The 12,296-nt window shown below is 64.0% G+C and carries 12 protein-coding genes; 4 read left to right on the forward strand and 8 right to left on the reverse strand.

Annotated elements, in window-relative coordinates:
• Positions 1–319: 319 nt before the first annotated feature.
• The 6 genes from EDC90_RS17270 to EDC90_RS17295 all read right to left on the reverse strand — a co-directional run bounded on the left by EDC90_RS17270 (position 320) and on the right by EDC90_RS17295 (position 5,551).
• Positions 320–502, reverse strand: a complete 183-nt coding sequence (locus EDC90_RS17270) for a hypothetical protein (protein WP_132313803.1) — start codon at positions 500–502, stop codon at positions 320–322.
• A gap of 145 nt (positions 503–647) precedes the next feature.
• The gene (locus EDC90_RS17275) at positions 648–1,241 is read right to left on the reverse strand and encodes a DJ-1/PfpI family protein (protein ID WP_132313804.1); all 594 of its coding nucleotides are present in this window, start codon (positions 1,239–1,241) and stop codon (positions 648–650) included.
• 67 nt (positions 1,242–1,308) lie between these two features.
• Positions 1,309–2,274: a substrate-binding domain-containing protein gene (locus EDC90_RS17280; protein ID WP_132313805.1), complete on the reverse strand. Its 966-nt coding sequence runs from the start codon at positions 2,272–2,274 to the stop codon at positions 1,309–1,311.
• A 39-nt stretch (positions 2,275–2,313) separates the two neighbouring features.
• Complete coding sequence (locus EDC90_RS17285; RefSeq protein ID WP_132313806.1) at positions 2,314–3,312, reverse strand: ABC transporter permease; 999 nt, start codon at positions 3,310–3,312, stop codon at positions 2,314–2,316.
• On the reverse strand, positions 3,309–4,868 hold the full coding sequence (locus EDC90_RS17290; RefSeq protein ID WP_132313807.1) for a sugar ABC transporter ATP-binding protein: 1,560 nt from the start codon (positions 4,866–4,868) through the stop codon (positions 3,309–3,311). The genes EDC90_RS17285 and EDC90_RS17290 overlap by 4 nt, the downstream gene beginning before the upstream one ends.
• On the reverse strand, positions 4,865–5,551 hold the full coding sequence (locus tag EDC90_RS17295; RefSeq protein WP_132313808.1) for a GntR family transcriptional regulator: 687 nt from the start codon (positions 5,549–5,551) through the stop codon (positions 4,865–4,867). Before EDC90_RS17295 ends, EDC90_RS17290 begins: the two co-directional genes overlap by 4 nt.
• A 101-nt stretch (positions 5,552–5,652) precedes the next feature.
• Between EDC90_RS17295 and EDC90_RS17300 the strand changes: the two genes are divergently transcribed.
• From EDC90_RS17300 to EDC90_RS17315, 4 genes are read left to right on the forward strand one after another with little or no spacing between them, the layout of a single operon-like run.
• Complete coding sequence (locus tag EDC90_RS17300) at positions 5,653–6,657, forward strand: Ldh family oxidoreductase (protein ID WP_245511109.1); 1,005 nt, start codon at positions 5,653–5,655, stop codon at positions 6,655–6,657.
• Positions 6,658–6,678: 21 nt separating this feature from the next.
• Positions 6,679–7,884, forward strand: coding sequence for an iron-containing alcohol dehydrogenase (locus tag EDC90_RS17305; RefSeq protein ID WP_132313810.1), 1,206 nt, complete (start codon positions 6,679–6,681; stop codon positions 7,882–7,884).
• 12 nt (positions 7,885–7,896) lie between these two features.
• Entirely contained in the window at positions 7,897–9,363 is a 1,467-nt protein-coding gene (locus EDC90_RS17310) for an NAD-dependent succinate-semialdehyde dehydrogenase (protein WP_132313811.1), read from the forward strand.
• Between the two features lie 15 nt (positions 9,364–9,378).
• Positions 9,379–10,218, forward strand: coding sequence for an alpha/beta hydrolase (locus tag EDC90_RS17315; protein ID WP_132313812.1), 840 nt, complete (start codon positions 9,379–9,381; stop codon positions 10,216–10,218).
• Positions 10,219–10,350: 132 nt separating this feature from the next.
• On the opposite strand, the gene EDC90_RS17320 is transcribed toward EDC90_RS17315, so the two are convergent.
• Both EDC90_RS17320 and EDC90_RS17325 read right to left on the reverse strand, forming a co-directional pair.
• Positions 10,351–11,214 (reverse strand): ABC transporter ATP-binding protein, encoded by an 864-nt coding sequence (locus tag EDC90_RS17320; RefSeq protein ID WP_132313831.1) that lies wholly within the window; start codon positions 11,212–11,214, stop codon positions 10,351–10,353.
• Between the two features lie 41 nt (positions 11,215–11,255).
• Complete coding sequence (locus EDC90_RS17325; protein ID WP_132313830.1) at positions 11,256–12,296, reverse strand: ABC transporter ATP-binding protein; 1,041 nt, start codon at positions 12,294–12,296, stop codon at positions 11,256–11,258.

Below are 12,296 nucleotides of genomic sequence, written 5' to 3' on the forward strand. Positions count from 1 at the left end.
CATCTGATATCTCCGTATTTGTTGCAGAATACAAAGAATCTGATGGCCGCCCTTCACTCAACCCCGGGCTTCAGCGCCATTCTTGGACAGACACTCAGGCTTCATGATGAGCCAGTGGAAGCATGGTTCCCGATCTCTCATGATATCGCGGTGTCACCTGGCTTCGTTTCCACTGCGGAAAACTGGTCGAGGTCGATGATGATCACGTTCAAATCATCAACAGACAGAGCACCGAGGTTGCGGGACGTTCCCTGAAACAGTTGGAGGCACTTGTTGCTTTAATACAAACGCCTGTTATCCCGCCTGATGATGCAGGTCGCTAATCTCGATAGATAACATGCTGGCGGGTCTCTTGTCGGTTTGCAATTTCCCGAGCGACCGCGCGGTAGAATTCGGCCTCATCCATATTGGCCAGCAAATGCCCGTCGAGATCACGATAAATCCCCTTGCCTTCCTCCCGTTCCTTCAATGTGTGCCGCCCCGACGGATGGCGGTCAAACACAAGCTTAATCCGGCGCGGGCGGTTGAAGCTTTCACCGCACTGGCGTCGGGACTTCTTGCCGACTGAGCTCGGCTCTTTTCGGGCCGAAACAGGGCCGTCCGCGCGGGCCGCGTTGCCGCGACCCCGCGCTTTGCTTTCCTACCACTCAGCTATGGCGGATTTCCGTGCCGAGGACCTTGAGGCATTCCCGCATGAAGGCGGCCAGCCCGGTCCAGCCCTTGGCCGAAACCATCGTGCCATCGACATAGGCCTCTTTCGGCTCGACGTCGATATAGGTGCCGCCGACCGCCGCGACCTCCGGGGCGCAGGCGCCGAGGCCGGCGACCTTGCGGCCCTTGAGCACGCCGGGCACGGCCATCAGGATCTGCACGCCGTGGCAGATCGTGAAGATCGGCTTGCCGGCCTCGTGGAAATGCCGGACCATCGCCTGGATGCGGGGATCGGTCCGGATATATTCCGGCCCGCGGCCGCCCGCGGCATAGACCGCGTCATAGCTGTCGAGTTCGGCCTCGGCTTCGGAGAAGGTCTTGTTGATCTCGGCGAAATGGCCGGGCTTTTCGGTATAGGTCTGGTCGCCCTCGAAATCGTGGAGCGACGTCTTGATCAGGTCGCCTTCGTTCTTGTCTGGGCAGACGACATGAACCGTGTGGCCGACGGCTTCCATGCCCTGTTGATAGACGTAGATTTCATATTCTTCGGTGAATTCGCCGGTGAGCATGAGGATTTTCTTGCCGCTCATCTCGATCTCCTGATTTTGGGATTGATCCGTCCGGCCGCCGCAAGACGGCCGGACAGGGTGTTTCGGTTCAGAACGGGGAGTCGGGGAAGTAGAACTGGTCCGCGTTCTCGGGCGTGATCAGCGGGGCGTCCAGCTTGAACGATCCGCGCATCGGCGCCTGGCCCGCGAACTGCGCCGCGGTCATGTACATGGCCGAGGCGATCATCGACGGCGGGTAGGGGGTGGAGATGGGCGTGCGCTCGTCGCCCGCCTGCACCATCTCGATCACCTGTTTCATGCCGTTGCCGCCAAGCGCGTACTGGACGTCTTCCCGTCCGGCCTGATCGACAGCCTCGATCACGCCGAGCAGCATGTCATCATCATTGGCCCAGACCGCATCGATATTCGGATAGCGGGCCAGATAGTCCTGCATCAGGGTGAAGGCTTCATCCTGGTTCCAGTTGGCATACTGCATGTCGAGGATTTCGATGTCGGTCTGGTCGATGACATCCTTGAAGCCCTTGATGCGTTCGTCATCGATCACTGTGGGGATGCCGCGCAGCACGACGATCTCGCCTTCGCCGCCGAGTTTGTCGACCAGCCATTTCGCCGTGTTCGCGCCAACGGCGATGTTGTCGCCGGCGACATAAAGGTCCTGGATCGACGGGTCGGAAAGACCCCGGTCGACCACGGTGATGAAGGTGCCGTTCGAGGCGACCTGCTCCACCGGCCCCGTCAGCTCCTCCGACGTAAACGGCAGGATGACAAGCGCGTCGAGCTCGTTCGTTGCCGACAGGTCCTCGAGGGACGACACCTGCGCGGTTGCCGAAGAGGCCGTCGAGACGATGATGTCGATGTTCGGGAAAGCGGCCTCGATCTGCTTTTCCGCCTGTTCGGCATGGTAGACCACGCCGCCCGTCCAGCCATGCGTGGCCGCCGGCACGGAAACGGCGATGGTGAATTCCTTGTCCTGGGCAAAAGCGGCCTGCCCGAGCAGTGTTCCCGCCGCCACTGTGGCCGACAGGAGCGCCAGCCTTCCGGTCTTGATAGTCATAGTTTCCTCCTCCTCAGTTTAGATATGAGCCTCGCCGTTTCAGCGAGAGCTGGTGAAGCGGTGAGCCAGCATGGCAATGATGATGATCGCCCCCTGGACCGCGGCCACGAGGTATTCCGACACCATGTCCGAAAGAACCATGACGTTGGCGATAACCTCGAGAATGAGCGCGCCGGCAACGGTGCCCCAGATATGGGCCTTGCCGCCGCCGCGCAGAAGCGTGCCGCCGATGACGACGGCGGTGATGACCTGCAGCTCCCAGAGCTGACCGGTGGTCGGCGTGGCCGCGCCAAGGCGGGGCACGTAGCAGATCGCGGCCACGGCGACGCAGAAGCCCTGTATGACGAAGGCCATGGTCCGGATCCGGCCGACATGGACGCCGGAAAACCGCGCGACGTCGGCGTTCGAGCCGACGGCGGTGACGCGGCGGCCGTATTTCGTCCGGTAGAGGATGAACGCGCCGAGCAGGGCGATCACGATGGTGATCAGCACCGGATAGGGAATGCCCAGGAAATCGCCGAAATAGACGGGCCGGTAGGCATTCCTGAGGCTGCGATCGATGGACAGCGAGCCGCCGTCGGTCATGTAGGTGATGAAGGCCCGGAAAATCCCCATCGTGCCGAGGGTGACAATAAAGGGCTCGATGCGCCCCACCGTGATGATCAGCCCGTTCAGCAGGCCGCAGAGCGAACCCACGACCAGTGCCACCAGCGCGCCCGCCGGGATCGCCCAGGGGCCAAGGTAAGGGACGAGCGCGTTCATCGCCATGATCATGATGCCGACGACGAAGGCCAGCATCGAACCGACGGACAGATCCAGCCCGCCGGTCGCGATCACGAAGGTTGCGCCGACGCCGATAATGGCGATGAAGGCGCTGCGCGTGATGACGTTCAGGATATTGTTCGTCGCCATGAAATTGGAATTGATCATCGTGCCCAGCAGCACGATCAATGCCAGGGCGATGAAAGGAGCGAGATCGCTCCAGCGGATCTTGAAGCCTTCTCTTTCCGGAAGCGTTGTTATGTCTGCGCTGCTCATGCGCGTTTCCTCCCCTCGGTATCATGTCTGCTGCTCGCGGCGGCATAGACGACGCTCTGCTCGGTGATGTCGTCGCCCGTCAGTTCGGCGACGAAGCGTCCTCCACGCATCACCAGCACGCGGTCGGACAGGCCGACGAGCTCTGGCAGTTCGGATGAGATCACGACACAGGCCTTGCCGGCCCGGACGAGCTCGTCGATGAAGTGGTAGATCTGGCTCTTGTTGCCGATGTCGATGCCCCGTGTCGGCTCGTCTATGATGACGATCGAGGGTTCGGCGAGCATCACCTTGGCCAGCAGCAGCTTCTGCTGGTTGCCGCCCGAAAGCTGCCCGGCCTCCACCGAGAGCGTGCGAACCCGGATGTCGTAATCCTGCACGGCCGACTGCACGGCGCCTGCTTCCTTCCTGCGGTTGAGGCGCAGGCCGGGAAGGATCATGTCGAGCGCCTGGAGCGTCAGGTTCGGGCCCAGTCCCTCGTTGAGAAGGAGGCCTTTGCCCTTGCGGTCCTCGGTCAGGTAGACGACGCCCGCGGCCATCATCGAGCCGACATCGGGCTTCGCAACGGGCGTGCCGTTGACAGAGATCGCGCGCGCCTGCGCGGGTCGCAGCCCCATCAGCCCCTCGATCAGTTCCGTGCGACCGGCACCGATCATGCCGCCGATGCCGAGAACTTCGCCCGGTCGGACGCTGAAGGAACCTGAGAACTTGCCATGATCGACCGAGAGCTCTTCGACGTTCAAAATCGGTTCAGCGGTCGCCGGCTCCCGTTTCGGCGGGTATAGCATCGAGAGTTCTCGCCCGACCATCAATTCGGCCATCTGGCGCTGATCGAGCTCGCTTGCGAGCCAGGTGCCGATCATCTTGCCGTCACGCAGAACGGTGACGCGATCGGCCACCGCCTCGACCTCTTCCAGCCGGTGGGAGATGTAGAGCACCGCGACGCCATGGGCGCGCAGGTTCCGGACAATCTCCAGAAGCGCGTCGACCTCCTCATTGGCCAGCATCGCCGTCGGTTCATCCAGGATCACGACCTTGCGCTCGTCGAGCAGGGCGCGGGCGATCTGCACGAGCTGGCGCTGCGCGAGCGGCAGATTGCCCACAAGCGTGGTCGGGCGCGCCGTGGAGCCGACGCGGGCCAGCACCTCCGCCGTGCGGCGGTTCATCAGGCGGTCGTCCACGGCAAACCCGCGCGACAGTTCGCGCCCAAGAAAAAGGTTCTCGGCCACGGTGAGATCGGGCGCGAGCAGGATTTCCTGATGCACCAGAACCACGCCGGCATCCTCTGCCTGAACGGCGTTGGCGAAGGCGACCGGCGTTCCCGCCATCGACATCGCGCCGCCCGTCGGCGTGGCGTGACCCGAAAGAAGCTTCATCAGGGTCGACTTGCCGGCGCCGTTCTCGCCGATGATCGCGTGTACCTCGCCCGCGACTATATCCAGCGTCACATCGCTCAGGACCGTGATCGGGCCATAGGCCTTGGAAAGGTCCTCGGCGCGCAGCACAGGCGTTTCCTGCGCCGGGCGGTCAACGGCGGTATCGGTCACGGCGAAGGTCATTCGAAGGCCGCCGCGAGCCGGTCCCGCGACCGCTCGATGTGATCGTGCATTGCGTGGTAGGCCGCGTCCGCATCGCCGGCGCGGAATGCGGCGAGCAGGCGCTCATGCTCCTCCAGCGCTTCCTGGGTCACGCGGCTGTGGAACATCAGGCGGAAAATGTGCAGGTGGATGTGCCTGTCGGTCAGCGCCTGGCGGGCGAACTCATTGTCCGCGACCTTCAGGATTTCTTCGTGAAAATGCGCATCCGCCCGGGCGAAACGGGAATAGCGGCTGTTGCGGCTCACGGGCTGCTCGCCCTTCTCCATGTCGGCCGCCGCCTTTTCCAGCTGCTCGAGCTTTTCAGGGGTCAGTCTGAGGCAGGCCTGACGGGCGCTCTCCGGCTCCAGCATCAGCCGGAACCTGTAAAGGTCGTCGAATTCCTTGGGCGTGAGCTGGGGCGCGGCGGAGTAGCCGATCAGGTGGGCCTTGCGCACCAGTCCCTCGCGTTCCAGCCGGGTGAGGGCGTCGCGCACCGGGGTCTGGGAAACATTCAGTGCTCGCGCCAACTGGTCGATGGGGATTCGCGCACCGGGCAGGATCTCCAGCGACATGATGCGTTGATATATCTGCTCGTGAACGCTTTCGGAAATACTCAAAGGCCGTGTGAACCCGCCCTCGTGGTCGTGATCCGTCGTTACCGCCATCTGAACCTCCCCGTCCTGCATTCTTGACATGGCTCGTTTTATCCTCGATATGATATCAAATGTCAAATACAATATCATATACGATTTGGGAGGGTTGGCATTTGTTAGTTTCGGCCGGTTATCTGTGTGAGATTGCGGAAAAGGCGCTTCTTGCGCAGAAGATCGAGCCCGACAACGCGTCGCTTCAGGCCGACCTTCTGATTGAGGCGGAACTGCGGGGGCTGCCGTCTCATGGCGTACAAAGACTGCCCCGGCTCATTGCGCGCCTGCGCGCAGGCCTTGCCGATCCGGCTGCTGGAGGAAAGGCGCGCAGAATCGGCGCCGGCGCTTTCACCATCGATGGCGAGTGCGGGCTCGGCCCGGTCGTCATGATGCGCGCCATGGAGCGGCTTGCGGCGGTGACGCCCGAACAGGGCATCGCGCTGGCATCGATCAGCAACGCCAATCACATCGGGATGCTGGCCTATTATGCGGAGGCGGCGGCCGAGCGGGGATTGATCGGCATCGTGATGACCACCAGCGAGGCGCTGGTGCATCCCTATGGCGGCACGGAAGCGATGCTTGGAACCAATCCGATCGCCATCGGCATTCCCACCGGCGCCGAGCCCTTCATCCTCGACATTGCCACCAGCCGCGTTTCCATGGGAAAAATCCATCACCATGCCCTGACCGACGCGCCGATACCGGATGACTGGGCGGTCGATGCGGACGGTCGCCGCACCACCGATCCCGAAGCGGCGCGGACCGGCGCGATCGCGCCCTTCGGCGACGCCAAGGGATACGGCCTCGGTCTCGCCGTGGAACTGCTGGTCGCATCGCTTTCAGGCTCGGCCTTCGCGCCCGAGGTCGGCGGCACGCTGGACGCCACCAGACAAGCGAACAAGGGCGATATCCTCATTCTGATCGATCCCGCGGCAGGGGAGGGGCATCCCTCCGGACTGGCCGCTTACCTCAATCGCCTGCGCGCCTCTCGTGCGGCCGACCCTTCGCGGCCGGTGGCTGTTCCAGGCGACGGCATGCGCGCCCGCAGGATGAGGGCGCTCGCCGAGGGCATCGACCTGCCCGATCCGCTGCATGAAGAAATCCGGGCCCTCTCGGAAGGCTGAGGAAAAATCAAAGGAGACAGGATGACCCTATTCGGCACGATCAGAGCCCCGAGAGAATTGATCTTCGGCGCGGGCCAGCGAGAAGCACTGGGGGCGGTGGCCGCGAAACTCGGGCAGCGCGCCCTGTTGGTGACAGACGAGCGGCTGGCCGGCGACGGCGATTTCAAACGCATGGTGGCGCAACTGGAGGCGGCAGGCCTCGCGGTGCAGGTCGATGGTTCGGCGCTTCCGGATGTGCCCGTCGAAGCCGCGGCCGCCAGCGCCGCGGCGGCCCGTGACTTCGCGCCCGATCTCATGATCGGCGTCGGCGGAGGGTCCTGCCTCGACATGGCCAAATGCGTGGCCGTGCTGCTGACCCATGGCGGCCGGCCGCAGGATTATTACGGCGAGTTCAAGGTGCCCGGTCCGGTGATGCCGCTGATCGCTATCCCGACCACCGCAGGCACCGGCTCCGAGGCGACGCCGGTCGCGGTGCTCTCGGATTCTGAGCGCCAGCTCAAGGTCGGGATCTCCTCGCCCTATATCATCCCGACGGTCTCGATCTGCGATCCGGACCTGACGCTGACCTGCCCGCCCGCGCTCACTGCCATTGCCGGCGCCGACGCCCTGACCCACGCCATCGAGGCCTTCACGGCGCTCCGCCGCGATCCGGTGCCGGGTCTGGCGCAGGAACGGGTCTTCGTCGGCAAGAATGCGACTTCCGATCATTTCGCATTGACGGCCATCGGCCTGCTCTGGAACGGCCTCGAAAAGGCGTGCACGGAGGGGGGCAACGTCGAGGCGCGCGCCAATGTGATGCTGGGCGCGACGACGGCCGGTCTCGCCTTCGGCGTTGCCGGAACCGCCGCGGCTCATGCGATCCAGTACCCGGTCGGCGCGCTGACCCACACCGCGCACGGGGCGGGGGTTGCCTGTCTCATGCCCTATGTCATGGCGTGGAACGCCCCCGCGATTGGGCCGGAGCTCGATCAAATCGCGGAGGCCATCGGTTTGCAGGGCAGGGCGGAAGTCATCCCGGCCATCGCCGCGCTGTTCGATCGTATCGGCATTCCCCGCACGCTCAGAGATCTCGGCCTTGCCGAGGACCGGCTCGACTGGGTGGCCGAGCAGTCCTGCGGCATCGCAAGGCTGATCCAGAACAATCCGCGCCCGCTGCCGCTTCCGGATATGCGGCGGCTGGTCGGCGCGGCCTATCACGGCGAACTGTCCGCACTTTCAACGCATTGAGGGAGAAATCCAATGACGCAAAATAACGCCTTTTCCGGCTATGCCGATCCCGCTCTTCACGCCAGGGGCCTGTTCATCGGCGGGAACTGGGAACCCGGCGCGGGAACTATCCCGGTGCATGACCCCTCGACGGGAAACAGGCTTGCCGATGTCGCCGATGCCGGCGTTGATCACGCCTTGCGAGCCGTGGATGCCGCCGAGGCTGCCGCCGAAGGCTGGCGCACCACGCCGTCCCGCCAGCGCTCGGAAATCCTGCGCCGCTGGTTCGAGCTGATGCGCGCGCATGCCGAGGAACTTGCCTTTCTGATTTCGCTCGAAAACGGCAAGGCGCTCCCGGATGCGCGCGGGGAGGTGGCCTATGCCGCCGAGTTCTTCCGCTGGTATGCCGAAGAGGCGACGCGGGTCGGCGGCGAATTCCGCCACACGCCATCCGGCGCGCACAATATCCTCGTGGATCACGAGCCGATCGGCATTGCCGTTCTCATCACGCCTTGGAATTTCCCGGCCGCGATGGCAACGCGCAAGATCGGCCCGGCGCTGGCCGCCGGCTGCACCGTGATCCTGAAGCCCGCCTCCGAAACGCCGCTCACCGCCTATGCCATGGCCCGGCTCGGCGAGGAGGCCGGCGTTCCGTCCGGCGTGGTGAACGTGCTGACGACCTCGAAGCCCGGCCCCGTGACGGCGGCCGTGCTTGCCGACAAGCGGGTCCGAAAACTGTCGTTTACGGGGTCGACCGGCGTCGGGCGCGCGCTTCTGGCGGAAGCGGCGAAATCGGTGGTGAGCTGCTCGATGGAGCTCGGCGGCAACGCCCCCTTCCTGGTGTTCGATGACGCCGATATCGATGCCGCGCTCGACGGCGCAATGGTCGCCAAGATGCGCAATGGCGGCGAGGCCTGCACCGCCGCCAACCGCTTCTACGTGCAATCCGGCATTCACGACGCTTTCGTGGAAGGGTTGACCGGGAGGATGGCGGCGCTGAAACTGGGGCGGGGTTATGATCCGGATGTCCAGTGCGGCCCGATGATCACCACCAAGGCGGTGGAGAAGATCGACCGGCTGGTGTCGGAGGCCAAGGCCCGCGGCGCCAGGGCGACGACCGGCGGTGCGCCGGTGGGCGAAAGCGGATACTATTATCCGCCGACGGTGCTGGTGGACGTGCCGACCGACGCGGCGCTGGCGCAGGAGGAGATTTTCGGTCCCGTCGCCGCCGTCTACCGCTTCGAGACCGAGGAAGAGGCGGTGCGTCTGGCAAACGACACCGAATACGGGCTTGCGGCCTATGTATATTCGGGCGATGTCATGCGGGCGATGCGTGTCGGGCGCGGGATCGATACCGGGATGGTCGGCATCAATCGCGGCTTGATGTCGGACCCGGCGGCGCCGTTCGGCGGCACCAAGCAGAGCGGCCTCGGGCGCGAAGGCGGCGTTACCGGCATATTGGAGTTCATGGAGCCCAAATATTTCGCCGTCGAGTTTTGAAGAGGGGAGACGACCATGGCGGAGCGCGATCTCTATCGCAACCGGGATTTCATCCCCGATTTCGACGCGATCATGGCTGAGACGGAGGCGCGCAGCCGCGCCTTCGCCGATCGCTCGCGCGTCGAGCGGAATATGCGTTACGGTGAAACGCCCCGGCAAAGCTTCGACCTCGTCTTTCCGCCGGAGCCCGCTCCCGGCGCGCCGCTGCACATGTTCATTCACGGTGGCTACTGGCGCGCGGGCAGCAAGGAGACGCATACGCTGGTCGCAGCACCCGTGATCGCGGCGGGCGGGATCGCGGCGCTGGTCGGCTATGATCTGATGCCGCAGACCCGGCTGGCCGAAATTGTGGCGCAAGTGCGGGCTGCGGCCCGGCACCTCGTCAACCTTGCGCCGGAGATCGGCGCGGACCCGGAGCGCTTCACCGTCAGCGGCCATTCCGCCGGCGCGCATCTGGCGTCGCTGCTTGCCTGCAGGGCGCCCGGCGACAACCTGCCGCCGGACGTGCCGACGCTGCGCGGCATGCTTCTGGTCAGCGGCATCTACGACCTTTCCGACATTCCCGGCTCGTTTCTGAAGGACGAGGCTGGAATGCGCGCGGATGAGGCGCAGGCATGGTCGCCGCTCGCCGCCCGGCACATGCCGGGCCCGCTGCGGATCATCACGCGCGGCGAGTACGAAACCGCGCCCTTCCAGGACCAGGCAATCGCCCTTGATGCCCTGCTCGCTCGCGAAGGGCAGCAAACGAAGCTCAGGACGGAACCCGGCGCCAATCACCTCTCGGTCGTCTTCGACCTTTCCGACCCTCAGGCCGCCCTCGGCCAAAGGCTGTCCGCATTGGTGGCGTCATCGTGAAGTCTTGCAGCATAGCATCGACGGCGGCGCCACATGCCGCCGACGCAGGAGACAGCAACGTTCGCTGCTACCGCCTGCGTTTTCCTCCCGCCAACCGCCCGTCGCATTCGGGCGCTTGATCCGATCAATTCACTAGCCTCGCACCAGACGGCCATCGGCTCTTTCCTGCATGGCCCCGCTGCCGGCACTGGACCAGGCCGCATTCGCGACCGACCGGTCGGCAGGCTCCAGATTGCCGTGTCCGGCATCGTCGATCGGCAGCACAGAGGCCTTCAGGAGCTTCGAATAGGGATGCTCGGGATTGTCGAGGATCGCGCGGGCCGGCCCCATTTCGACGATATAGCCCTTCTGCATGATCATCAGCCGGTCGGAAATATAATAGGCGGTCGCCAGATCGTGGGTGATGTAGATGACGCAGACGCCGAGCCTGTCGCGCAGATCGCGCAGAAGGTTGACGATCGACATCCGCAAGGATGCATCCACCATGGAAACCGGTTCGTCAGCGATGAGAAGGGATGGCTCGGTGATCAGCGCGCGTGCGATCGCAACGCGCTGCAGCTGGCCGCCCGACAATTCGTGCGCGAAGCGGCCCTTGATCTCCTTCAGGCTGAGGCCGACCTTCTGCAGCGCTCCGTCGATGGCCTTTTCCTGTTCCGCCTCGGTCTTTGCGCCCAACAGCATGCGGGCTGACGTGTAGAGGTAACGATCCACCTTTTTCAGCGGGTTGAAGGTCTCGAACGGGTTTTGAAACACCGGCTGAACCTTGCGCATGAAGGCAAGGCGCTCTGCGCGCGAGCGGACTGTGTCGGTGCTTTGTCCGTCGAACAGGATATCGCCGGCGCTTGGGCGTTCAAGGCCGAGGATCATGCGCGCCAGCGTTGTCTTGCCGGAGCCGGATTCGCCGATGATGGTGAAGATTTCGGGTGTCTCGCTGTTCAGCGCAAAACCGGCATCGACAACCGCATTGACGGATTTGCGCGACAGAAGACCGCCCATATTGAAGCGTTTGGAGACATTGCGGACCTCAAGAAGCCTGGTCACGATACCGCCTCCTTCTGCTTGCCGCCCGACAGATCGGTGAGCGGATGAACGTCGTCGGAGCGGAAGCAGGCGGTCCGGTGATCCGGCCCGACGGTTTCCATCGGCGGGTTTTCGCTCCTGCACCGGTCCACGGCCAGCGGGCAGCGCGGATGGAAACGGCACCCCGATGGCGGGTCCGCAAGACTTGGCGGACGGCCCTCAAGCGCGACCTTTTCGCTGACATCGCCAATGCGCGGCAGCGAGGCGACCAGATGCGCAGTATAGGGGTGCTTCGGCGCCGTGAACAGCTCGCGCGTCGGTCCTTCCTCCACCAGCCGCCCGGCATAGATGATCCCGATCCGGTCAGTGATATTGGCATGTACGGACATGTCATGGGTGACAAAAACGACCGAGGAGCCGAGCTGCTGCTGCACGTCGCGGATCATCGCCAGAACGTCCTTCTGCACCACGACGTCGAGTGCGGTCGTCGGTTCGTCGGCAATGATGAATTCCGGCTGACAGACGGTGGCCACCGCAATCGTCACGCGCTGTCGCATGCCGCCGGACAATTCGTGCGGATAGGCGGAGAGCACGTCCGGCGACAGGCCGAGGCGCTCAAGATGCGCGCGTACCCGCTTCCAGAATTCAGCCTTCGGCAATCCCATCGGGCGGAAGGCAAAATCCTCGAAGCTGCGGGCGATGCGTCGCACCGGGTTCATCACGCTCATCGAGCCCTGCATGATATAACTCAGATTCTTCCAGCGGATCGCGTCGACCTCTTTTCTATCAACGCCGTAGGCATCGATCACCTTGTCGCCGAAGCGATAGACGATCGACCCTCCAACGATCCTGAAAGGCGGTCGCATCGCAACGGCCAGCGTCTTGATCAACGAGGTTTTGCCGGACGAACTTTCCCCGGCAATACCGTAGATCTCGTTTTTGCGGATGGTCAGCGTGATGTCGTCAACCGCGCGGACTTCGCGATCGACGCCAAACAGGCTCAGCTGGTAGTAGGCCTTCAGATTGGTGACGGTCAGGACGTCTGTCGGGGCGCTCAT

It is taken from the genome of Martelella mediterranea (assembly GCF_004342225.1).
Taxonomy (GTDB): domain Bacteria; phylum Pseudomonadota; class Alphaproteobacteria; order Rhizobiales; family Rhizobiaceae; genus Martelella; species Martelella mediterranea_B.